Origin of the sequence: Stenotrophomonas sp. JAG2 (assembly GCF_041080745.1) — a bacterium.
Lineage (GTDB): Bacteria > Pseudomonadota > Gammaproteobacteria > Xanthomonadales > Xanthomonadaceae > Stenotrophomonas > Stenotrophomonas maltophilia_AA.
On the sequence record NZ_JBEUMH010000002.1, the window covers coordinates 88,908 to 112,269 of the forward strand.

The following is a 23,362-nucleotide window of genomic DNA, read 5'->3' on the forward strand; positions in this document are numbered from 1 at the left end:
GGCTAGCGATCCCCGGGCGCCGGAACATCGCCTGTGTCGATCTGCCACCTCAGCTCGAAGGTCAGCTCCAGCCGCTGACCTGGCTGCAGATGGTTCGGTGCCAGCGTGAACCCATCGGGCGGGCCGGTCTGTGGCTCCACGCAGGTGGCGTGCGCGGCGCCGTCGTAGATCACCCAGTGATCGGTGTCCGCTCGCATGCGCAGTCGCTGGCCGGCTGAGACGAGCATGACGTCGGCGGTGCTTACAAAGCAGTCATCCCATGGCCCCGACACTGGACTTACACGGGGCAAGGTGGCGATGCCCTCCCCGTCCCGGGGGTACATCGCCTTGGGAGCGAACAGCAGTTGGTCCGGTTTGCGGAACCAGGGATGCCAGCCGAGTACGGCTGGCATGGGCTGGTCGCCAGCCTGCACGGCAAGTTGCAGATCGAGGCCGTCGGAATGCACGTGGATGGCCTGTGTCGCTGTGCCCCCGAACGGCCAGTAGCGATCCTCGGGAAGCTCAAGCGAGAACATGGCGCAGTCCGCCTCGAGACTGTCGATGCGCCACGGCCGTGAGAAGCCCACCCCGTGGATCGCGTGCCCGCCGAAGTTTGTCGGCAGCTCATACGGCTTGCCATCAAAGGCAAATCGCCCCTGCCGGATCCGCCCGGCCCACGGCACCATTGGATAGCAGCCCCATCCGATCGCAGCCGCCCCACCCTCCTGCTCACCCACCAACCAGTCCACACCGTCATAGCGAATCTGCGCAATGCGTCCACCGGCGTCCGGTGCAAGCGCGACTTCCAGCCTGCCCGCCCGCAACCAGTACAGGCGCCCACCCGGCAGCGGCGCCTGCGCATCATCCTCGGGTGACGCCGCTTCAAGCGCCATATGGATCGATCGTCCGGATGCCGCCGTCCGCGTCCATCAGCAGCGGCGTGCACTTGACCGAACGCAGATGGGTCACGCCGCCCGACAACAAGGCGTCATGGTAGAAGAGATACCACTGCCCCTTGAACGCGCAGATGGAGTGATGCGTGGTCCAGCCCACAACGGGCTTCAGGATCACCCCGGCATAGGTGAACGGTCCATACGGGCTGTCGCCGATGGCGTAGCACAGCAGGTGCGTATTGCCCGTGGAGTACGAGAGGTAATAGCGGCCCTGGTACTTGTGCAGCCACGGCCCCTCGAAGAACCGTCGCGCATGGTCATCGGCACGCAGCGGCTGTCCGTGCTCGTCCAGGATGACGACCTGGCGCGTGGGCTCCGCCAGCCGCGTCATGCCCGCGTCCAGTCGGCCGACACGCGGTCCCAGTGCCGGGGCCTCCCCGGTCGGCTCTTCGTGCGTCGCATCAAAGCGGTTGTCACGGTACTTCTGCAGCTGGCCACCCCAGATGCCGCCGAAATAGAGGTAATGCGTGCCGTCGTCGTCTTCGTATACGGCCGGGTCGATCGAGTACGTGCCCTCCATCGGTTCGGGTTCCGCAGTGAACGGCCCCTCCGGGCGATCCGCTACCGCCACGCCGACCCGGAACATGCCCTGCCCGTCCTTGGCCGGGAAATACAGGTAGTAGCGGCCGTCGCGGTGGGCCGCGTCCGGTGCCCACATCTGCTGCGCGGCCCAGGGTACGTCGCGCACATGCAGCGCCATGCCGCAATCGATGGCGTCGGCCTCGGGCGAGTCCATCCGCAGCACGTGGTAATCCTCCATGCCGAAATGCCCGCCCTCATCGTCGAAGGGCGCGCCGCCGTCGATATCGTGCGACGGATAAATGTACAGGCGCCCCTCGAACACGTGTGCCGACGGATCGGCCGTATAGATGTGGGTCACCAGCGGCTGGGAAGTAGCATGCGCCGCGAGCTGATCAAGGTCGTTGCCCTGGCGACGCAGATGCAGGTCATGCTCGATGCGCGTCTCCATCCCTTTGTCGATCTTGTAGAGGAAGAGCAGCGCAACGGCGACCAGGAAGGGAATGGAGCAGTAGAGGCTCACCGTCAGGCGGATGCCGTCCACCACGGCCTGGGGCTGCTGTTCCGCGCCGGCCTGATAGCCATGGTGCGCGAGAATCCCGGCGACCAGTGCACCGCCGATGCTGAGCCCGATCTTCAACCCGCACAGCATCGCGGAGAAGATGATCGCAGTGGCGCGGCGATGGTTCTTCCATTCCGAATAGTCGGCAACGTCGGCGATCATCGCCCACAGCAGCGGGATGGTGATGCCGTAGCAGAATCCGTGCAGCATGAAGGCGCTAAAAGCCACGCCGACCGCTGTGGGCGGAAACAGGTAGAACACCAGCAGGAACACGGTCGACACCAGCAGCGCGCCGCCGAAGACATCACGCTTGCCGAAGCGGTCGGCCAGGCGGCGGGAGACGCCGATGCCCAGGATCATGCAGAGGATGCCGCAGGCGTTGAACAGGCTGAAGGCCGACGTCGCCGGATCCTCCGGCCAGGTGAAGCCGGACAGGCCCCATCCGTTGAGGGTCGCGTTCACTCCCCCGATGAAGCGGTTGAAGCCGGAAGTGTCGAGAAAACCCGCCAGCGCGGCCTCGCTCATGTAGTACTGGAAGTAGTAGATGTAGGTGCCGCCCTTCAGGGCCAGGTTGATGAAGACCAGCACCGTCAGGGCCAGCATCACCTTCCACGGCCGGTTGTGCAGCAGGTCGGACAGGTCCTGCATCACCCCGCCCGTCTGTTCCTTGGCCGGCACGATGCGCTCGCGGGTGGTGGCGAAGGTGATCAGGAAGAACAGCGTGCCCACGACCGCGAACACGGTCATTACCCGCTCGAAGCCCTGCACACGGTCCCCGTCGCCCAGGATCAGCACCAGCGGCAGCAGCAGCACCTGGATGATGAACTGCGCGATCATCACCGCCACGAAGCGGTAGGCCGACAGGCTGTTGCGTTGGGCCATGCTGCCGGTCAGCACCCCGCTGAGCGCGGAGTACGGCAGGTTGTTGGCCGCGTACACGAACATCAGCAGGCCATAGGTCACCAGGGCGTAGATGACCTTGCCGCGCCCGCCGAGGTCCGGCGTACTGAACGCAAGCAGCGACAGCGCGCCGAAGGGAATCGCCGTCCACAGGATCCAGGGCCGGAACTTTCCCCAGCGGCTGACCGTGCGGTCGGCCGCAATGCCGATCAGCGGGGTGAACACGAAGGCGCCCAGCAGGCCGATGACAAGGATGATCGTCGCCGCCGTGGCGGGCGGCAACCGGTACACATCGGTGTAGAAGAACGCCAGGTAGGTGATCAGCGTCTGGAAGATCAGGTTGGCCGCGAGGTCGCCCAGGCTGTAGCCCAGCTTCTCCCGGACGGACAGCGTGTGCTCGGGAATATCCATGTGGCGGGCCTCAGTCACGACGTGCCTCCACGGTGAAGCGGCTCTGCACACGGGCATCGGCGCTGGAGCCGCCCACCCTCACTTCATACGCCCCCGGCGGCACCACATATGTTCCGCGCGCGTCGTCGTACTGGCGCAGCGCCTGCTGCGCGTCCAGATCGAATGCCACGGTGCGCCGCTCGCCAGGCGCCAGGTGGACACGCTGGAAGCCCTGCAAGGTCTGCTGCGCATCGCCTGCGCCGGCCGCCAGCCGCCTTACATACACCTGCACCACTTCGTCACCCGCGCGCTTGCCCGTGTTGGAGACGTCCACCTGCACCTTGAGCGTGCCGTTGTCGGCGATGCGGGGCGCATCGAGACGGAGTCTGCCGTAGCCGAACCGGGTATAGGACAGCCCATAGCCGAACGGATACAGCGGCGTGCCGCGGAAGTAGCGGTAGGTGCGGCCTTCCATCGTGTAGTCGTCGAAGGCCGGCATCGCCTGGTCCGCGGTGTAGAACGTCACCGGCAGCCGGCCCGCGGGATTGGTGTCGCCGAACAGCGCTTCGCCCACTGCGGTGCCACCGCGCTGCCCCGGATACCAGCTCATCAGGATCGCGGACAGGTTCGCCTGGGCCCACTCCACCGCCAGCGCGGAACCGCCGGTCAGCACCATCACCACCGGGGTGCCCGTGGCATGCAGCGCGTCCAGCAGGGCGCGCTGGGTGGCGGGCAGGCGCAGGTCGGTGCGGTCGCCGCCCGCGAAGCCCGGATAGTTCACCGTCATCTCCTCGCCCTCGACATCGCCGGTCAGGCCGCCGACGAAGACCACCACGTCCGCGTTGCGGGCGGCATCGACCGCCTCCTCGAACGGCGGCTTCGCGCCGGGCAGGTGCCAGCCCAGCCGCACGCCGGCGTCGCGCTCGTTATCGAAGTACTCCAGCGTGAGCTCGTAGGCGCGGCCCGCCTGCAGGTCCAGGTCGACACCGTCGCTGCGCAGGCGATCACTGTTGGCCCAGTGGTCCAGCACCCGCTTGCCATCCACGTAGAGACGGAAGCCGTCATCGGCGGCCGCCTCGATCCGGTAGCGGCCCGAGACCGGCGGCAGCAGCTGGCCTCGCCAGCGGATGCTGAAGCCATCGTTGGGAATGCCCTGCCCCGGCGCCGCTTCACCGCGGGCCAGCAGGTTGTCGGTGGGTGAACCCCGATCCCAGCGGAAACCGATCTGTGCATCGGTGCGGACCAGCGCCGGCGTCCCTGACAGATCCGGCGTGCGAAAGTACTCACCGCGCAGGCCACGTTCCGGGGAATCGGCCGACGGCCGCAGGTACGCTGCCTCGATCAGCGGTGTCGCACCGGGATCGTCGCGCCCTTCGACCAGGTCGACGCCGCGTGCGTACTGCACCTCGACGCCCTTCGCCGCGTCGCGGATCCCCTGCAGGATGGTCACCGGCGCGGCCGGCGTGCCGAAGTAGTTGCCGAGCAGGGCCATGGTGTCATCGGCGGTCGGGCCGACCACGGCAATGCGCTTGAGGCTGCGCGACAACGGCAGCACGCCATCGTTCTTCAGCAGTACCAGTGACTGTTGCGCGGCCTTCAGGGCCAGCGCGTCGTGCGCCGGGGCCTGGTTCACCGAGGCCGGTATCCGCGCCCAGCGCACGCGCTCGGGCGGATCGAACATGCCCAGCCGCATCCGCGCGGTGAACAGCCGCGTCACCGCATCGTCGATCTCCGCTTCGCTGATCAGCCCCTGGCGTACCGCGGCCGGCAGCGTGGCGTATTCCTGGCCGCACTCCAGCTCGGTGCCGTTCTTGACCGCCAGTGCCGCGGCGGCCTCGCGGGTCGGCACGATTTTGTGATGCTTCCAGATATCCACGATGGCCCAGCAGTCGGACACCACGTAGCCCTTGAAGCCCCAGTCCCGGCGCAGCACGTCGCGCAGCAGGAACCTGCTGGCGCTGGCGGACTCGCCGTACACCCGGTTGTAGGCGCCCATCACCGCGTCGACCGGGCCTTCCTTCACCAGCGCCTCGAAGGCCGGAAGGTAGGTGTCGTACAGGTCGCGTTTGCTGGGGCGCGCGTCGAAGTGGTGGCGGTCGGCCTCGGGGCCACTGTGCACGGCCAGGTGTTTGGCCGTGGCGTCGAGCTTGCGGTACACCGGGTCGTCGCCCTGCAGGCCGTGCACGAAGGCGACGCCCATGCGCGCGGTCAGGTACGGGTCCTCACCGTAGGTTTCCTGGCCACGGCCCCACCGCGGATCGCGGAAGATGTTGATGTTCGGCGACCAGTAGGTCAGGCCTTGGTAGCGGCCATGCGATCCCTCGCGTACGAACTGGTGATGCTTGGCGCGCGCCTCGTCGCTGATGGTGGTCGCGACCTGCGCCATCAACGGCACATCGAAAGTGGCAGCCAGCCCGATCGCCTGCGGGAAGACGGTGGCCTGCCCTGCCCGCGCCACACCGTGCAGGCCCTCGTTCCACCAGTCGTAGGCCGGAACGCCCAGGCGCTCGATGGCCGGCGCGGCGTTCTGCATCTGGGCGGCCTTTTCCTCCAGGGTCATCTGCCCCACCAGCGCGGCGGCGCGGGTTTCAAAGCTGGCCGAGGTGTCCAACCAGGGCTGGGTTTCGGCGGCATGACCGGCGGTCGCCGCTGCCATGGCAGCGCACAGCACCAAGGTGCGGAAGGTGGGGCCACGACGGCCACTGAAGAGGTAAGGCGCACGCGTCATCATTTGCTCCTCAAGGCGCGCTCGTCGCGCGCGAATGGTCCCAGCAGCGCGCCGACAAAGCCGCCTGCGCGATCCGTACTCAACACCGTTCCGTCCACGTCGTCGGCGAGCGTCTGCCAGCCCTGCCCATCATCCGTGTCGAATGCGAACGCATAGCTGCCCTCGTCACCGGCGATCTTCAGGCGCAGCGACGTGGACGCCGTCGCGTCGCGCGTGGCCAGGGTGCGGGTCACACCGCTGCCATCGCGCGCTTCCAGGAAGACCGCCACGCGATCCCCGGCGAGGCTGCGCACGCCCAGGAAGTACCAGTAACTCTCGCTCTGGAACGCAGCAAGGCCCGCCGCCACACCCGTCGCCGGCCGCGTCATTTCAGTGCTGGCCTCGAAGCGCAGATGCTGCTGACGGCGGCCAAGGAAGGCAGGGTTGCGCAGCGTGTCGAGGTTCTCCGGCAGCGGATGCACGGCCAAGCTACCCGGACGCAGGCCCAGGTCTGCCCACGCCTGTTTGGGGACGCGCACCTGCAACCATCCCGTGCCGAGCGTCGGTGCATCGAAACCGTCGCGATCGACGAAGTTGCCGGTTGATGGCGCCTGGGAGGCATCGCCCCGCATCCATGACGGCGCCTTGACCACATACGGGATGGCCTGCTCGGCCGGCAGGATCACCGGCCAGCCATCCCGCCACTGCACGGGCAGCAGATACGTCTCCCGCCCCGTGTTGTAGTGGCGCGTCTGGTAATTGCGACTGGCCAGGAACACCGCCCACCAGGCGCCGTCCGGACCTTCCACCAGATCGGCATGGCCGGCGTTGGTGATCGGCAGCGGCCGGTCGTCCGGCAGGTCGCGCTGGGTAAGAATCGGATTGCCCGCATACGGGAGGTACGGCCCCCAGACCTCGCGGCTGCGCAGGACCACCTGGGAATGCTGCGGCCCGGTGCCACCCTCGGCGTCGGAGAGGTAGTACCAGCCATCGCGCTTGAAGACATGCGGACCCTCGATCCAGATCGGGTTCTTCGCCGGCTCCACCCCGCCGTCGATGAGCACCCTGCGCAGCCCTATCGGCTTGAACGCGGCCAGATCGATCTGCTGCATCCAGATGGCGCGGTGGCCCTCGTAGCGCTGCGGACCGGGCGGCACATCGTTGTTGACCAGGTAGACGGCGCCGTCTTCGTCGAAGAACAGCGACGGGTCGATGCCCTCCACGCTGGGCAGCCAGTGCGGGTCGGACCAGGGGCCGGCCGGGTCCCGCGCGGTCGCGATGAAGTTGCCGCCACTGTCGACGGCCGTGGTGACCACATAGAACATGCCGTCGTGGTATTCGATCGCCGGCGCGAAAATGCCGCGCGAAACGCTCAGTCCATCGAAGTCCAGCTGCGTCGGGCGGTCGATCACGTTGCCGATCTGTTTCCAGTGCACCAGATCGATGCTTTCGAATACCGGAATACCCGGGAAGTAGGTGAAGCTGGAATTGACCAGATAGAAGCGGTCATTGGCGCGAACGATGCTCGGATCCGCATGGAAGCCGGCCAGGATCGGGTTGCGGTAGTGACCGGCTGGAAGAGGTGTTTCAAACGCCGCGTCGTGACCCGAATATTCGAACCAGTCGAAATAAACCGGCGGCGCAGGCGCAGCGCCCAGTGGCGACACCGTCGCCGACAACAGCAGAACGACCGTGGCCATCAGCAGGCGCATCAGCGAACCTCCGCAGCGTTAAGGGGAATCTCGAAGGGACCGGCCGGCGCGCCACTGCTGTCGCGCAGCGTGCAGACCGGGCCGTCGGCCCAGCAGTAGCGGACACGCAGGGGGGCGCCACGGTAGTGCCGGCCGCTGGCCGGCTCCACGCAATCCACGCAATCCAGGCAATCCCGGCACGACAGCACCACGTCACGCCCCTCCAGCACCGCCTCGGCATAGCGGCAGTGCCGTCCGTCGGCGTCACAGAGCTCGAATCCTATGGGGCCGTTCGCACCGGTCGTGACCAGGGTGCCGGTGACGTTGTCGAACGCGATCCTTGCTTCGCCCTGCGCGCGCGACGCCGTGCGCACCGTCGGGCCGGAAGGTGCCAGCGCCCGTTCGCCGTAGACCACGTGACGCGCCACCCGGGCCAGGCGACGGCCCAGCTCCTGTTTGTTGGGCGGGTGGATGTCGTACGCATCGCCGATGTCGATGGCCACCGCGAGCCCGGTATGCGGATCTTCCGCCGCGACGCGACGCTGCGCCTCGCGCACCTGTGCCCAGCCACTCTCCACCGGCGCCTGGGGCGGCTGCCCATAGCCGGCCAACTGCACCACCAGCAGCGGCATCCGCGCACCGAACCGGCTGCGCCAGTCATCGCGCAGGCTGCGCAGCCGGTTGGCATAAGCGGCGCCGTCACCCGTGTTCGACTCGCCTTGGTACCAGAGCATCCCACGCAGGCCATAGCTGCCGAGCGGCGCGATCATGCCGTTGTACAGCGTCGACAGACCCGTGGCGGCATGCCAGGGCGCCAGCGGCGGTGCCTGTGCACCGGGCGCCACCCGGTAGTGCCACGGTGCGTCAAGGACGATGCGCGTGCCGTCGTCCAGCTCCACCGCGTGGGCGGCGGCCGGTCCCGACAGCCCACCCTCGCCGTAGGTATCCAGCACGTTGATCACCACCGTGTTCTCACCGGCGTTCAAGAGACCGGCCGGAAGGGTGTAACGCCGCGCCTCCCCTGCACCGTACTGGCTACCCACCGCCACGCCGTTGACCCAGGTCATGTCCGTCTCATCGACGGCGCCCAGCGCAAGCCGTGCGCCCTGCGCCGCCTGCGCGGCGGTCAACGTGACCTGGGTGCGGTACCAGACCATGCCGTTGTACGCGGCAAGCGCCGGCACGCCCCAACGCTCCCATGCCCCCAGCGCGGCCGGTGCCGTGTGCCATGCCGTGCTGTCTGTGCCCGGCTGCCAGGGGGTGTCGCCTTGCCGGGCTCCCTCGCGCTTCGACCACCACTGCTGCCATACCTCGCCCCAGCCCGCGGTTGCCGCCGCAGGGTTGCTCGCGTAGAGCGCGAGCAGGTCAAGCGCGGGGTCCATGCCGCCCTGCGTACGCAGCGCGTCGGCGCCGGTCCACGCCTCGATCCGCGAACCGCCCCACGCCGCCTGGATCAGCCCCATCGGGACGTTGACGGTCTTCTGCAGTTCACGCGCAAAGTAGTAGCAGGCGGCGGAGAAGTCGCGCACCGCGGCTGGCGACGCCGGCTTCCACGCCGTCCGCGCCGGGAACGTGCTCTGCGGCGTAACGGCTGCCGCCTTGGGCACGGTGAGCAGGCGGATCGTCGGGTACGTGGCGGAGGCGATCTCACTGTCTGCGTCTAGCGCGCGCCATACCGGCAGTTCCATGTTCGACTGCCCGGAACACAACCAGACATCGCCCATCTGCACGTCATGCACGATCTGGGTGGCCGGCCCTGCGCGGACGGTCATTTCGTGAGGGCCGCCAGCGGGAATGGGTTTCAGCGTTGCATGCCACTGGCCGCTGGCATCCGCGCGCGTGGTGACGGTTTGTCGCGCGAACGCCACGGAAACCGGAGTGCCGGGCGCAGCATGGCCCCAGACCGGAATCTGCTGGTCGCGCTGCAGCACGGCGTGATCCTGGAACAGCGGATGCAACAGCGGTGTGGCCGGCTCCTGTGCCACGGCCGGCATGGCGCAGCACATCACGATGCGCACCAGTATCCAGCCCATCCACGCTGTCCGACTCATCGCCCATCTCCCGGCGCGGAAGGAAGCTGCAGGCGCTGGTACCAGCCCAGCGCGTGTGGCGGCGCGGTTTCGCCCGCAGGCAAGGGCCTGCCGCTGACCGACTGGAAGTACGCGACACTGGCATCGCGCCACCACTGCGCTTCGCGCCGCTGGATGCCGAGGAAGGCGGCGACCTGCGCATGCCGCTGCGCATCCACCCTGCCCTGCAGGCCTGCCCAGGTAGCCTGCATGCCCTCTACCTGGCGTACACCCAGGGAGTAACGCCCCACCAGTTCGTCCCACAACGGTCGTCCTGAGGCCATGCGGTGATCCCACGGGACATGGTGGAACCACAACAGCAGCGGCTCCGGCACCCGCGCCAGGTCGCCGTACACGGCGGCCACCTCGGGGGCGTACTGGGCCACCGCGTTGCTGCCGCGTGCAGTGCGATCGAAGCCGATGCCATCGCGGTCGGCGCGGTGGTAGTACACGGCGGTCCAATCCGCGCGCGGACCGCCGTCCACCCACGGGCCGGGCCCGTAATGGTGCCCGCGCGCCATCAGGTGGTGCAGGCCCAGCGGTGTCATGTAGTTCACCGCGGCCTCGCGCGAGACCATCATCATGTCGACGATGGGTGCCACCACCTCGGGATCCGGCGCGAACGTCATCGCTGCCCAGTCCGTCGCGATGTCGCGGGCGGACTGGTCCGGATTCCAGGCGAGACGGCCGAAGGCGTACCAGTTGGCCTGGTCGAAGTGCGACCCACTCCAGGTGCGATCGTTGCCGATGTTGGCCACGCCGGCGATGCCGGTCAGGAGCTGCGCGACCGTGGCGCCCGCGCCGCGTGCGTGGGTATCGGACTGCAGCACCTCCTCGTACAGCGGCCCCAGGTACACCAGATGCGTGGCGAAGCCGAGATACTCCTTGGTGATCTGGACCTCCATCATCAGCGGCGTGCGTGGCATGGCCCCGAACAGGGGATGGAACGGCTCCCGCGGCTGGAAGTCGATGGGCCCGTTCTTTACCTGCACGATCACGTTCGGGCGGAAGTCACCGTCCAGGCCGGCGAATTCGGTGTAGGCCTGCGTGGCGCGGTCCTCGGGCACCTCATGGGCGTAGACGAAGGCGCGCCACATCACCACGCCGCCATGCGATGCCAGCGCGTCAGCCAGCAGATTGGCACCGTCCGCATGCGAGCGGCCATAGTCCTGCGGTCCGGGCTGTCCTTCCGAATTGGCCTTGACCAGGAAGCCGCCGAAATCCGGAATGTGCGCGTAGATCTCGTCAGCCTTGTCGCGCCACCAACGTTGCACGTCCGGGTCCAGCGGATCGGCGGTTTTCAGCCCGCCCAGCTCGATGGGGGCGCTGAAGCGCGCGCTCAGGTACACGCGGATGCCGTACGGCCGGAACATGTCCGCGAGCGCGGCCGCTTTGATGAGATATGCCGGCGCAAGGCTCTGCGCGCTCGCGTTTACATTGTTCAGCACGGTGCCGTTGATGCCGAGCGAGGCGTTGGCACGCGCATAGTCCGTATAACGCGGGTCCCGCCACTCCGGCAGGGTCTGCCAGTCCCACAGCGAGCGACCCGCATAGCCGCGTTCGACATAGCCGTCCAGGTTGTCCCAGTGGTCGAGCACGCGCAGCCGAAGCCGTGGTGATTCGCGAACCTCAAGGGCATCGAGTGACGCGCCGGTCTGCAGCAGTCGCAGCAGATGGAACACGCCATACAGGACCCCGATATCCTGGCGTGCGGCCACCAGCAGCACCTCGCGCCCGCCGATGTGCGCACGCCTGAGCAGGTAGCCGTCGTCGCCAAGTGAGTCAATCTCCTTGCGGAGGGGCGCGATCACGGCCGACGAATCCGGGGTGCCCAGCACCACGCTGGGGTCCGCGCTGGGCGCCATCTGCATCCGCGGCGCGCGACCCAGCAGGCCGGTGAGGCCACGCACAAGTTCCTCGCGCGCGGCACGTTGCGTCGGGGTCTGATCGGGGGCCACGACCCCGCCCAGCCGTGTCCGGTAGTCGGTCGCGAGGGCAGGTTCCAGCGGTGCATAGCGCAGCCAGAGGGCGTAGCCGTCCTCCGCGCGCACGCTGCCCGCGCAGGCGAAAAGTGCCAGGGCGACACCCAGCATCCAGTGACACCGCTCGACATTCCGGCGGAGCAGCAGTGTCGCCAGCAAACCTTGTAAGCTGCGGACGTGCCCGCCTCGCGGCAGCGTCACAAAGAAGAAAGGCAACACGCATTGGACAAGCCGAAGAAATCGGTCCGCCGCAAAACCAGTGGCGTGACGATCGACGAGGTGGCTGCCCTGGCCGGGGTCTCGCCGATGACCGTGTCGCGCGCGATCAACCAAGGCAAGGTGCGCGATGTCACGCGCGAACGGGTGATGCGCGCGGTGCGCGAACTGGGCTACACGCCCAACCTGGCCGCGAGTTCGCTGGCGGCGGCGCAGCACACGCGGATCGCGCTGATCTACACCAACCCCAGCGGCGCCTACCTGCGGGAGCTGCTGGTCGGCCTGCTGCGTGTCGCGTCCAACGCGGCCATCCAGCTGGTCATCCATTACTGGGACAACTTCGACCCCGAGGCCGAGCGCAACGCTGCGCGCGCCCTGGCTGGCCGTGTGGATGGCGTCATCCTGCCGCCCCCGCTGTGCGAGTCGCAGGCGGCCGTGACCGAACTGGTCAGCGCGGGCATTCCGGTGGTCGCGATCGCGTCGGGGCACCTGAGAGACGATCTTTCCTGCGTCCGCATCGACGACTTCCACGCGGGCAAGGAGATGGCCGAACACCTGATCCAGCATGGGCACCGTCGGATCGGCTTCATCTGCGGCCGCAGCGACCTCAGCGCGAGCGCGCGACGCTACGATGGGTTTGTCACCGCCCTGCAGGAGGCAGGGCTGCAGGTCGAACCCGGCCTCGTCGAACAGGGGGATTACACCTACCGTTCGGGGCTTGCCGCGACCGAGAAGCTGCTGTCCCAGCGTCGGCCGCCGACGGCCATCTTCGCCAGCAACGACGACATGGCGGCAGCGGCCATCTCCGTTGCACACCGACGCGGCCTCGAGGTGCCCCGTGACCTGTCGGTGGTGGGTTTCGATGACACGTCGGCGGCAACGACCGTCTGGCCCGAGCTCACCACCCTCCATCAACCCATCGCTGCGATGGCCGACGCCGCCATCGATATCCTGCTGCGCACCATCCGCCGCAAGGGCGATGAGACGCGCGTGTTGACCGATCACGTCATGCCGCACCGGCTGGTGGTGCGCGACTCGGTCGCGCGCCCGCCCAAGCGCTGAGGGCGCAGGCCGCATCGTCACGCGCCGGGGCATGCGATGGTGGCCTCCGCTTCGTTCAAGGCGCCCAGGGCGACGCGTGACACCGAGAGCGTCATCACGCCTGCCGTCCCGATCGACCAGGGGCGATCCAGCTTGCCGACCTCCGCGCCTGCCGCCGCCAGACACTTCAAGGGCACGCCCACGCGGGTCCATTGGCCCACGGGCAGCTTTGCCAGCGCCGGCCCGAGCGCAACGCGTGCCGAACAGCCCGTGCCGCAGCCCACGGACAACCACGCCTCGCCCCGGGGTGCGGCGTCGACGCGCATCGTGGTCAACAGCATCAGATCGCCGTTGCTCTCGCGCTGCAGGTCCAGTGGCGTGTGCGACTGCAGCGCGACGATCGCCTCACCCTTGCCCGACCACGCGAGACGGCGGCCATCTTCCTGCGCCAGGTGATCCACACCGGTGACCTTCAGCAGGTCGCCCTCGAGGGATTCCGGCACCTGGGTGACGGTCACCCCCTGCCCTGTGCTGCCCTCCAGCCGCAGGGCCATGCCGGAGCCGGCATCCCCACGCGCGAAGAACACACCGATGGCCCCTTCGTTGCCCGTCACGCCCGATGCTTCCGGCAGCGCGGCCAGATCACCGTTGTCGGCATAGGTCAGGCCGAAGCCGAAGGCGAACAGGGGGTCGTAGTCCTTCTGCCCGACATTGTTGGCGTACTGCGTCGCGGTGCGCGGCCAACTGAAGCTCAACGTGCCTTTGAAGTCGTGCTGCACGCTGCCATCCGGCCTGCGCAGCAGCACATCGGCAATGCCGGCCCCTTCCGAACCAGGCAGCCAGGCCGCCACGAAGGCATCGGCGGCATTGATCTCACGATTCACCCAGAGCGGGCGTCCGCTGAGGAACACCGCGATCACGGGGATGCCGTCGGCCTTGAGCCGCTTGATCAACGCGAGATCCGCGTCGTCCCCCGGCTTGTAGGCCAGGGTCGGCAGGTCGCCCTGGAATTCCGCATAGGGGTTCTCGCCGAACACCACCACGGCCACATCCGGTTTCGTGGTGTAAGCACCATCCACCGCCAACTGCGCCTCGCCGCCAGCGGCCTTGGCCTGCTGCGCAATACCTTCGTAGATCGTGTCCGCATTCGGGAAGTCTTTGCGGGTGGTGCCGGTGCCCTGCCAGTTCAGCGTCCAGCCGCCCGCCTGCTTGCCCACGTCGTTGGCACCGTCACCGGCCACCAGGATGCGTTGCTTCGGCGACAGCGGCAGCACGCCGCCCTGGTTCTTCAGCAGCACCAGCGATTCGCGCACCGCCTGGCGTGCAACCTGACGATGCTCCGGCGCGCCGACGAGTGCGAACTGCCCACCGACGGCGCGCGACGACGGCTTGCCCGCCTCGAACAGGCCCAGCCGCATCTTGACCCGCAGGATCCGGCGCACTGCATCGTCAAGGCGTTGCTGGGGAAGCGTGCCGTCCTTCACTGCGGCCAGCGTGGTCTCGTAGAAGCCCTTCCAGCTGTCCGACGCCATGGCCATGTCCAGGCCGGCATTGATCGTGGCCGGACAATCGGTGGTGGTGCAGCCCTTGACCTGCCCGTGGCCGTTCCAGTCGCCCACCACGAAACCACCGAAGTGCATGCGCCCCTTCAGCGCATCGGTCAGGTACGGCTTGTTGCCGTGCATCTTCTCGCCGTTGACGCTGTTGAAGGAGGCCATCACCGTCTGTGCGCCCGCCGCGATGGCGGGCGGATAGCCGGCCGCGTGGATGCGCACCAGCTCGGCCTCGCTGATCCGGGTGTCGCCCTGGTCCTTGCCATCGGTGGTGCCGCCATCACCGAGGAAGTGCTTGACCGATGCGATGACATGACGACCGTCAAGGAAGCCTGGCGAGCCCACCTTGCCCTGCAGGCCTTCGACCATCGCGCCGGCATAGCTGGCCACCACCTCGGGCGACTCGGAGTACCCCTCGTAGGTACGCCCCCAGCGGTCGTCCTGCGGTACCGCCACGGTCGGCGCGAACGCCCACTCCATCCCGGTCGCGCGGGTTTCCAGCGCGGTGATCTCGCCGATACGGCGCAGCAGTTCCGGGTTGCGGGTCGCGCCCAGGCCGATGTTGTGCGGGAACAGGGTCGCGCCGGTGATGTTGCTCTGCCCGTGGACGGCGTCGATGCCGAACAGCACCGGGATCGCCTTGCCGCCCTGCGAGGTGTCCATCGAGGCGGCATAGAACGCATCGGCCAGCGCCAGCCATTCGGCCGGCGAGGCATCGTAGCGGCCACCGGGGTCGGAGTTGCCGCCCGCAAGGATCGAGCCGAGCCGGTAGGTGCGCAGGTCCTCCGGCGTGATGCTGGCGATGTCGCCCTGCACCAGTTGGCCCACTTTTTCCTCCACCGTCATGGTGTCCATCAGGTCGGTGATCCGCTTCTCCAACGCGGCATCCTGGGGCAGCGGCCAGGCCACCTGCGGCCACGGATCCGGATCGGCCGCCGCCGGTGCAGCAGCCTTGTCATCGTTTCCGCAGGCAGCCAACACCCCCATCAGCGCGGCCAGCAGCACGCCACGGCGGGCGTGGGCAAGGCGTCGATTCGTCATCGTGTTCATCCTTCCATCTGCTCCAGTTCCTTGCCCTTGGTTTCGTGCACATACCTGAGCACGAAGAAAACCGAGATGACGGCCGACGCCAGGTAGAGGCTGTAGGTCGCCGCTAGCCCGATGGCGGCCAACAGGATGGGGAACGTCACCGTGACGGCGAAGTTCGCGGTCCATTGCGCCGCACCCGCCACGGCCAGTGCCGAGCCGCGGATCTGGTTGGGGAACATCTCGCCCAGCATCACCCACATCACCGGACCCCAGGAAACATTGAAGAACACCACGTAGGCATTGGCCGCCACCAGCGCCAGCGTGCCCATGCTCCCGGGCAGCTGCAGGCGCCCATCGACCAGCGAGCCACTCGCGAAGGCGACCACCAGGAGCGCCAACGACACCGCCATGCCGGCTGAGCCGATCCACAGCAGCGGCTTGCGCCCGATGCGGTCGATCAGCAGCACGGTGACGATGCAGGCGCCGATGCTGAGCGCACCGGACAGCACGTTGATCAGCAGTGCGTCGTTCTCGGAGAAACCGACCGCCTGCCAGAGCACGGCGCCGTAGTAGAACACCACGTTGATGCCGACCAGCTGCTGGAAAATGGCCAGGCCGATGCCGACCCAGACAATCGGGCGCATCTTCCCGGTGGCCTTGCTGCGCAGATCCGACAGCCGCGGGCGATGGTGGTCGGTCGACAGTGAGGCGTCGATCTCGGCCAGCTTGGCCTGCGCCTCGGCACCGCCGAACAGCCGCGTCAGCACGTGCAGCGCCTCCTCCTTGCGGCGCTTCACCACCAGGTAGCGCGGGCTCTCCGGAATGGTCAGCAACAGTGCCAGGAACAGCAGCGAGGGCACCGCCTGCATCCAGAACATCCAGCGCCACGCCGCATGCCCGCCCCACAGCGGCTCGGTCGAGGCGCCGGCGGTGGCCGCCAACAGATAGTTGGACAGGAACGCGACGGTGAGCCCGCTGATGATGGCGATCTGCTGGACCGTCGCGAGGCGGCCGCGGTAGCGCGCCGGCGCGACTTCGGCGATGTACGCCGGCGAGATCACGCTGGCCGCTCCCACCGCAAAGCCCCCCATCACCCGCGCGATGATGAACAGGGTCGACGACGCCGCTGCACCTGCCCCGATCGCCGACAGCAGGAACAACACCGCCGAGACGATCAACACGTTGCGGCGTCCCAGGCTGTCGGACAGCCGGCCGGCGCTGAAGGCACCGATGGCGCAGCCCAACAGCATCGAGGCGATCTCGAACCCCTGCATCCACTCGCCTGACCGGAACGTCTGGTGCAGGCCGTCCTGGGTGCCGTTGATCACGCCGCTGTCGAAGCCGAACAGGAATCCGCCAATCGTCGCCACCACGCTGATCAGTACGATCAGCCGGGTGTTCTCCCCACCGCTCACTGCCTGGTTCATTGCCCTGCCCCTCCCCGGTTCGGTGTCATCGCTGCGAACTGTCGCGCTCAGCGCAGCAGGTACTGGTTGAGCAGGTTCTCGTAGCGTTCCTGCTTGCCGCTGGTCTGGTTGGGCTCGCCGCCCTTGGCACCCAGTGCGGCCAGGTCCGTGAGGCTGAGCGCACCGCGCGCGAACTCCTTGCCGGCACCACTGTCGAAGCTGGCGTAGCGCGCTTTGCGCCACTGTTCCAGCGGCGAGTCGTTCAGCAGCGCGTGGGCCACTTCCAGCCCGCGTGCGAATGCGTCCATGCCGCCGATGTGGGCGATGAACAGGTCTTCCATGTCGGTGGATTCGCGACGCAGCTTGGCGTCGAAGTTCAGACCGCCCTCCAATCCGCCCTGCCGCAGTACGACCAGCATCGCGCCCACGGTGTCGTAGAGGTCGGTCGGGAACTGATCCGTATCCCAGCCGTTCTGCGCGTTGCCGCGGTTGGCGTCGATGCTGCCCAGCAGGCCGTGGTCCGAGGCGACCTGCAGGTCGTGCTCGAAGGTGTGGCCGGAGAGCGTGGCGTGGTTCGCCTCGATGTTGAGCTTGAAGTCCTTGTGCAGGTCATGTTCTTTCAGGAAGCCCGCCACGGTCGCGCTGTCGAAGTCGTACTGGTGCTTCATCGGCTCCATCGGCTTGGGTTCGATCAGGAAGTTGCCCTTCAGGCCGATGCTGCGGCCATAGTCGCGCGCCATCGTGAGGAACCGCGCGAAGTGGTCGACCTCGCGCTTCATCTGCGTGTTCGCCAGCGAGGCATAGCCTTCGCGGCCACCCCAGAACACGTAGTGTTCGCCGCCCAGTTCAACTGTCGCTTCCAGGGCGGCCTTCACCTGCACGGCGGCGCGCGCCACCACGGCGAAATCCGGATTGGTGGACGCACCATTCATGTAGCGCGGGTGTGAGAACAGGTTGGCCGTGCCCCACAGCAGTTTCATCCCGGTCGCATCCTGCCGCGCCTTGGCCAGGCCCACCATGTGCTTCAGGTTCTTCTCGTACTGGCCGACATCGTCCGCATCCGGCGCCAGGTCGATATCGTGGAAGCACCAGTACGGCACGCCGAGCTTGGTGAAGAACTCGAACGCCGCGTCCACCTTGGCCTCGGCAGTCGCCATCGGCGAGGCGCCTTCCCACGGGAAATTGCGGGTGCCCGGGCCGAACGGATCATGCCCGGCGTTGCAGAAGGTGTGCCAGTAGCAGGCCGCGAAGCGCAGATGCTCCTGCATCGTCTTGCCACCGATGACCTTGTCCGCGTCATAGACCTTGAACGCGAGCGGATTGTCCGAGCCCCGGCCTTCGAAGGGGATGCGGCCGATGCCGGGGAAGTATTCCTTGGCGCCGATGAAGGGTTGATTGCTCATGGTGCGTCTTCCTGTCGTTGTGCGAGGTGGTGCGTAGAGGGATCAGCCGCGATACAGCGGCGTGAGGGCGTCGAGGTGTCGCAGGAAACGTGCATAGGCCGCGGCATAGGCGTGCGTACGCATCGGATCCGGGTGAGCGGACTGCAGCGGATCGACCGCAACGTGCCGGTCCGCGATGTCGGCGATGGAGGCGGCGTCACCGCGCGCGTGACCCAGCGCCCACAGGGCCTGCAATGCCGCACCGAAGGCCGCCCCCTCGGACTGGGTCGGCACGTCCACCGGCAGGCCGAAGACATCGGCCACCATCTGCCGCCACTGCGCGCTGTTGCTGCCGCCACCGGTCAGCACGATGCGGTCGAACCGCATGCCCGCGCGGACGAAGGCGTCGTATCCATACTTCAGGCTGTAGGTGGCGCCTTCCATGGCCGCGCGGTAGAGGTGCGCCGGGGTCATGTTCGTCGTGTCCAGACCGGCCAGGACGCCCTTGCCCAGCGGCAGGTCCGGCGTGCGTTCGCCATTGAGGAACGGCAACATCACCAGGCCGTCGGCACCGGGCGAGGTCGCCCGCAGGTGCCCATCGCCATCGCGGGTGCTGAAGCCGAAGGCATCGGCGACCTGTTCGGTTACCACGGTGCAGTTCATCGTGCATATCAACGGCAGCCAGCCACCGGTGGACGAGCAGAACGCGGCCCAGGCGCCGTCCGGATCGACCACGGGCGTGTCCGAATAGGCGAACAAGGTGCCCGAGGTGCCGAGGCTCATCGCCAGGCGACCGGGCACGACGCAGCCGGTACCGATGGCCGCCATCATGTTGTCGCCCCCGCCAACCGCAACCTTCACCGTCTCGGGAAGCCCCAATAGGTCCGCCGTGGCCGGATCGATGTCGAACAGCTCGTCGGACGCGGCGATGCGCGGCAGGCAGAGGGCCAGGTCGCGCTCCGGATCGGTCGCGCGCAGCAGCTCGGCTGACCAGGTCCGGGTGCGCACGTCCAGCCAGCCCGTACCCGACGCATCGCCATGCTCGCAGAAGCGCTGGCCGGTCAGCACGAAGTTGAGGTAATCGTGCGGCAGCAGGATCGTGGCGAGCCGTGCGTAGGCGTCGGGCCGATGCGTCTTCGTCCAGGGCAGTTTGGACGCGGTGTAACCGGTCAGGATGGGGTTGCCGGCCAGCGCGATGGTGCGCGCTGGTCCGCCGAGTGCGTCCATGATCTGCACACACTCGGCCGAGGTGCTGGTGTCGCACCACAGCTTGGCCGGTGCGAGCACCTCCCCCGCTGCGTCGATCGGAACGAAGCCGTGCTGTTGCCCCGAGACCGCCAGCGCGGAGATGCGGGAACGAACCTTGGAATCGATCGCGCGGAAGCAGGCCTGAAGGGCTGCGACCCACGCGGCCGGCTGCTGCTCACGGCTGCCATCGGCGGCGGACGCCAGGTCCAGGGGCGCGCTCGCGCTGGCAATGAGCTGCCGCCCGGCAGGGTCGTACACCAGCACTTTCAGACTCTGTGTACCTGCATCGATTCCTGCAACCAGATCCATCTATCTCATCCCGTGGGTGTATGGAGGTAGCGCTACCATTTCTGTGCAGCAGCGTGCTGCCCTGCTAGGCCAGGGCTGAGGCCCGTGGCCAGACGTCCTGCGCCGCCCGGCAGTAGCGTTCGATGAAGGCTGCCTGCGACGGCATCGTCGCGACCGCCTGCTCCACCGGCTGGCGAATCCGCATCAGCAGCGTCCGCAGGTCCGCGTCGCTGATGGCAGCGGCAAGCGGATGCGGGGGGCCCGGCTGGATCCCCTGCCCCATCAGCACGCTTGTCCAGGAGTCCACCCGGAAGAGCTCGCCGGGGTCCTGCCAGGCATGCGCACGTTCGCGCCAGGCGCGCAGCCGGACCGCAAGCGATTCCGGCAGTTCCATCTCACGACAGGCCTTCCACATCGGCTCGTCGCGCTGGTTGGCGTGGTAGTGCAGGATGATGAAGTCGCGCACGTGCTCCATCTCCTGGCGGCTGACGTCGTTGTACAGGTCCATCAGCGCCGGGCTGATACCGTCGAACGGGAACAGCTGGATCAGGCGCACCACCGCACTGATGGTCAGGTGGATGCTGGTCGACTCCAGCGGCTCGATGAAGCCACTGGCGAGGCCCAGCGCGACCACGTTCCTGTTCCAGGCCTTCAACCGGCGCCCGCTGCGGAACGGCACCAACCAGGGATCGCGCAGCGGCGGCCCGTCGACGTCACGCAGCAGCTTGGCCTGCGCTTCGTCGTCGGACATGTGGCGGCTGGAGAACACCAGACCACAGCCGACCCGGTGCTGAAGCGCGATATGCCATCGCCACCCGGCTTCATGCGCGATGGCGCGGGTGTACGGCACCGGCGGGCCGACCGACTCGGTCTGCACCGCGACGGCGCGGTCACTGGGCAACCATTCGTTCCAGTCCTCATAGCCGGTATGCAGGGTCTGCTCGGTCAACAGGCCGCGGAAGCCGGTGCAGTCGATGAACAGATCGCCCTCGATGACCTGCCCGTCTTCCAGCACCAGGGAGGCAACGGCGCCGTCATGCGGATGTTGCCGCACCTCGCGGATCTTGCCTTCCACCCGGCGCAGCCCGTGGCCTTCGGCTTTGCGGCGCAGGAATTTCGCGTAGAGCCCGGCGTCGAAGTGATAGGCGTAATTGACCTGGGGCTGGGTCTGCAGCGAGAACCGGTCTTCCCGCGAGGCCACGCTTTCCAGGCAGAAATCGCCCAGGTCCGACGGCATGCCGCGGCGCAGGCTGTCCAGCCAGAAGTGGTGGAACGGCGTGGCCCAGGTGCCCTGCCCGATCGTGCCGAACGGATGGATGAAACGATCGCCGGGCCGGCGCCAGTTCTCGAACGAGATCGAGAGCTTGAACGTGCCGGCGACGGCCTGCAGGAACTCCTGCTCATCGATTTGCAGGAATCGGTGGAACGTGCGGATGGGCGGCACGGTCGACTCGCCGACACCCACCGTACCGATCTGCTCGGACTCCACCAGGGTGATGTCCAGCTGGTCGCGGAACTGGTGCGCCAGCGCACAGCCGGCCAGCCAGCCTGCGGTGCCGCCACCGGCGATGACGACCCTGCGGATACGCCCTTCGGTTGTGTTCGCCACGTTCAATGCGGTGCTCCCATCAGCGGTTGAGTCGAGCCAGCAACTGGGCGCGCATGCGGCGCGCCTGCGTCTCGTCGAACGGTGCCAGGTCGCCCCGGGCGGCATCGGGCAGGTGGTGTCCTGCCCGCTCACCCGGACCGAATACGTAGTACTCGAAGATTTTTGCCCAGGCCTGCTTCTCGCGCGCCGGCAGGTCGCGCACGGCCCACATCGCGTGATGGAGTGCCGGCAGCGGTGAGGAAAGGAAGGCCGGCGAACTGCGCCACCAGTAGTTCACCAGCACATTGAACGGCGCGAGGCTGCGCACGTGGTGCCACCACAGGCCGGGAATGAAGATCGCATCGCCCGGTTCCAGCTCGGCGGTCTGTGCGCTTGCCAATGCATCACGGAACCGTGGGTGGCGCGCGAAGTCCGGCTCGTCGAAATCCACCACGCTCACCACCTGCCCTCCCGGGGTGGGTTCCAGCGGCCCCGGATACAGATTGTCGATCTGCTCGGGCGGGAAAAGCGTGAACCGGCGCCGCCCCACGGCGCAGCACGCCAGGTTGTCCGGGGTATCGAAATGGCAGGAGGCGGTCACGCGGTTGCCTATCCAGATGCTCGCCGATGCCTCGATGCCCTGCCCCGCCAGCCCGGCGTCGTTGGCCTCTGCGAACCCGGGCAGCGCCCGATCGATCAGCAGCGAGGCGAGATAGTAGGTAGGTGGCCTCGGGTCGTCGAGATGATCGGCAATTCCGTCCAGCACCTGGCTCAACAACCCACGCCGGACCTCGACGTTCAACCGGGTGAAGTCCGCGTTGTAGAACGGACGCCCCTCGATCTCGGGCCCGCCGAAGGAGTATTGGACAGGGATTCCCGCTTCGAAGCCGCGCAGATACCCCATCGCCTCCTGCGTGGAGCGCAACCCCGCCTGTACCAGCCCCCAGTCGCGCGCGATGCCGCGCAGCACCACCGGCTCGCCGGCGGCCACCAGCGCCTCCAGCGGGAGCGCGCCCGGCTCCAGGTCTTCCAGGGTCTGCATCGCAATGCCGCCCAGCACCGGTCAGTTCCTGCCCGCCGCCGCAGCGGCATCCTGCAGGCGCAGACGTTTCTGCTTCTCGGCGATCAGGCGCCGCATGTTGTGCAGCGACGCCAGCATCAGGTACGCGCCTTCCAGGTAGCCGGCGTGGTTGAGTTCGGCCAGTGCGGGGCCGTCCAGCTGGCCAAGCCGGTCACGGTCGATGGCGTGCAGACCGTTGACACCCACCCGATGCTCCTGGGCAATCTGCACGTCGAGCGTGACCGGTTGAATGAGTCCTTTGGCGTCGAGCGCGGCAAACATCTGCGCGCCGAAGGCGTGGCCATCGTGAATGCCACGCAGCACGCCTGCGATGTGGTCCAGATACGGCGTATTGCCCCCCTGCGGCAGGAACACCGGCTCGCCCTGCATCGCATTCACGCGCGGATGATCCAGATCCACGTGCAGCACTGCCTCCTGGATGAGCGTGCCATCGATACGGTTCTCCTGGAAGCCGATGAGGAACGGACCCTTGGCTGCGGCCCCGGGCAGGTAGGACGCATTCCATCGGCCGTCCTGCAGAAACAGATTCTCGTGCTGCTCGAACCCGAGCAGGACCACGGACTGCCACTCGCCCGTGGCGGTGTCCCTGCGAAGGAAAATGGGATATTCGCGCTGCAGTTCAGCGAACTCGCTCGGGTAGGCCGGCACCATGCCGACCGCGTCGCCGAACTCGGGCCCGAAGTCGGTGGCCACGCGCAGATCGCGATGGGCGATGTTGTTGAGCATTTCGTAACGCGGCATGGTGATCTTCCAACCCCATCAGGACCCTTGAACGGGT

Annotated in this window: 14 protein-coding genes and 1 pseudogene; 1 reads left to right on the forward strand and 14 read right to left on the reverse strand. The window is 67.5% G+C overall.

The window, feature by feature from the left end; all coding sequences use genetic code 11:
• Positions 1–2 precede the first annotated feature (2 nt).
• The 7 genes and pseudogenes from AB9O74_RS02620 to AB9O74_RS02650 form a co-directional block, all read right to left on the reverse strand.
• The gene (locus tag AB9O74_RS02620; RefSeq protein WP_369348301.1) at positions 3–872 is read right to left on the reverse strand and encodes an aldose 1-epimerase; all 870 of its coding nucleotides are present in this window, start codon (positions 870–872) and stop codon (positions 3–5) included.
• Entirely contained in the window at positions 862–1,878 is a 1,017-nt protein-coding gene (locus tag AB9O74_RS02625) for a glycoside hydrolase family 43 protein (RefSeq protein WP_369348551.1), read from the reverse strand. Before AB9O74_RS02625 ends, AB9O74_RS02620 begins: the two co-directional genes overlap by 11 nt.
• Positions 1,861–3,324, reverse strand: a pseudogene (locus AB9O74_RS02630) (MFS transporter); the annotation flags it as partial. The pseudogene AB9O74_RS02630 and the gene AB9O74_RS02625, both read right to left, overlap by 18 nt.
• 10 nt (positions 3,325–3,334) lie before the next feature.
• Positions 3,335–5,959 (reverse strand): glycoside hydrolase family 3 C-terminal domain-containing protein, encoded by a 2,625-nt coding sequence (locus AB9O74_RS02635; RefSeq protein ID WP_369348552.1) that lies wholly within the window; start codon positions 5,957–5,959, stop codon positions 3,335–3,337.
• Between the two features lie 71 nt (positions 5,960–6,030).
• The gene (locus AB9O74_RS02640; RefSeq protein WP_369348302.1) at positions 6,031–7,722 is read right to left on the reverse strand and encodes a glycoside hydrolase family 43 protein; all 1,692 of its coding nucleotides are present in this window, start codon (positions 7,720–7,722) and stop codon (positions 6,031–6,033) included.
• Positions 7,722–9,752, reverse strand: a complete 2,031-nt coding sequence (locus AB9O74_RS02645) for a sialate O-acetylesterase (RefSeq protein WP_369348303.1) — start codon at positions 9,750–9,752, stop codon at positions 7,722–7,724. Before AB9O74_RS02645 ends, AB9O74_RS02640 begins: the two co-directional genes overlap by 1 nt.
• Entirely contained in the window at positions 9,749–11,863 is a 2,115-nt protein-coding gene (locus tag AB9O74_RS02650) for an alpha-glucuronidase family glycosyl hydrolase (protein ID WP_369348304.1), read from the reverse strand. Before AB9O74_RS02650 ends, AB9O74_RS02645 begins: the two co-directional genes overlap by 4 nt.
• 111 nt (positions 11,864–11,974) lie before the next feature.
• Between AB9O74_RS02650 and AB9O74_RS02655 the strand changes: the two genes are divergently transcribed.
• Complete coding sequence (locus tag AB9O74_RS02655; RefSeq protein WP_176988933.1) at positions 11,975–13,030, forward strand: LacI family DNA-binding transcriptional regulator; 1,056 nt, start codon at positions 11,975–11,977, stop codon at positions 13,028–13,030.
• Positions 13,031–13,047: 17 nt separating this feature from the next.
• Here the strand turns inward: AB9O74_RS02655 and AB9O74_RS02660 are convergent, their stop codons facing one another.
• The 7 genes from AB9O74_RS02660 to AB9O74_RS02690 form a co-directional block, all read right to left on the reverse strand.
• Entirely contained in the window at positions 13,048–15,612 is a 2,565-nt protein-coding gene (locus tag AB9O74_RS02660; RefSeq protein ID WP_369348305.1) for a glycoside hydrolase family 3 N-terminal domain-containing protein, read from the reverse strand.
• A complete protein-coding gene (locus AB9O74_RS02665) occupies positions 15,609–17,018 on the reverse strand; it encodes a sugar porter family MFS transporter (RefSeq protein WP_369348306.1) in 1,410 nt (469 codons plus the stop codon). The genes AB9O74_RS02660 and AB9O74_RS02665 overlap by 4 nt, the downstream gene beginning before the upstream one ends.
• Positions 17,019–17,065: 47 nt before the next feature.
• Positions 17,066–18,400, reverse strand: coding sequence for a xylose isomerase (gene xylA, locus AB9O74_RS02670; RefSeq protein ID WP_176988930.1), 1,335 nt, complete (start codon positions 18,398–18,400; stop codon positions 17,066–17,068).
• Between the two features lie 42 nt (positions 18,401–18,442).
• A complete protein-coding gene (gene xylB / locus AB9O74_RS02675; RefSeq protein ID WP_369348307.1) occupies positions 18,443–19,936 on the reverse strand; it encodes a xylulokinase in 1,494 nt (497 codons plus the stop codon).
• Between the two features lie 64 nt (positions 19,937–20,000).
• Positions 20,001–21,530: a tryptophan halogenase family protein gene (locus AB9O74_RS02680; protein WP_369348308.1), complete on the reverse strand. Its 1,530-nt coding sequence runs from the start codon at positions 21,528–21,530 to the stop codon at positions 20,001–20,003.
• Between the two features lie 13 nt (positions 21,531–21,543).
• Positions 21,544–22,563, reverse strand: coding sequence for a cupin-like domain-containing protein (locus tag AB9O74_RS02685; protein ID WP_369348309.1), 1,020 nt, complete (start codon positions 22,561–22,563; stop codon positions 21,544–21,546).
• A 3-nt stretch (positions 22,564–22,566) separates the two neighbouring features.
• Entirely contained in the window at positions 22,567–23,325 is a 759-nt protein-coding gene (locus AB9O74_RS02690; protein ID WP_369348310.1) for a SapC family protein, read from the reverse strand.
• Positions 23,326–23,362: the final 37 nt, after the last annotated feature.

Bases quoted from the DNA above. Each gene is read 5' to 3' on its own strand.
- AB9O74_RS02620 (WP_369348301.1), bottom strand. From the start codon at position 872: ATGGCGCTTGAAGCGGCGTCACCCGAGGATGATGCGCAGGCGCCGCTG.
- AB9O74_RS02635 (WP_369348552.1), bottom strand. From the start codon at position 5,959: ATGGCAGCGGCGACCGCCGGTCATGCCGCCGAAACCCAGCCCTGGTTG.
- AB9O74_RS02640 (WP_369348302.1), bottom strand. From the start codon at position 7,722: ATGCGCCTGCTGATGGCCACGGTCGTTCTGCTGTTGTCGGCGACGGTG.
- AB9O74_RS02645 (WP_369348303.1), bottom strand. From the start codon at position 9,752: ATGAGTCGGACAGCGTGGATGGGCTGGATACTGGTGCGCATCGTGATG.
- AB9O74_RS02650 (WP_369348304.1), bottom strand. From the start codon at position 11,863: ATGCTGGGTGTCGCCCTGGCACTTTTCGCCTGCGCGGGCAGCGTGCGC.
- AB9O74_RS02660 (WP_369348305.1), bottom strand. From the start codon at position 15,612: ATGAACACGATGACGAATCGACGCCTTGCCCACGCCCGCCGTGGCGTG.
- AB9O74_RS02665 (WP_369348306.1), bottom strand. From the start codon at position 17,018: ATGAACCAGGCAGTGAGCGGTGGGGAGAACACCCGGCTGATCGTACTG.
- xylA (WP_176988930.1), bottom strand. From the start codon at position 18,400: ATGAGCAATCAACCCTTCATCGGCGCCAAGGAATACTTCCCCGGCATC.
- xylB (WP_369348307.1), bottom strand. From the start codon at position 19,936: ATGGATCTGGTTGCAGGAATCGATGCAGGTACACAGAGTCTGAAAGTG.
- AB9O74_RS02690 (WP_369348310.1), bottom strand. From the start codon at position 23,325: ATGCCGCGTTACGAAATGCTCAACAACATCGCCCATCGCGATCTGCGC.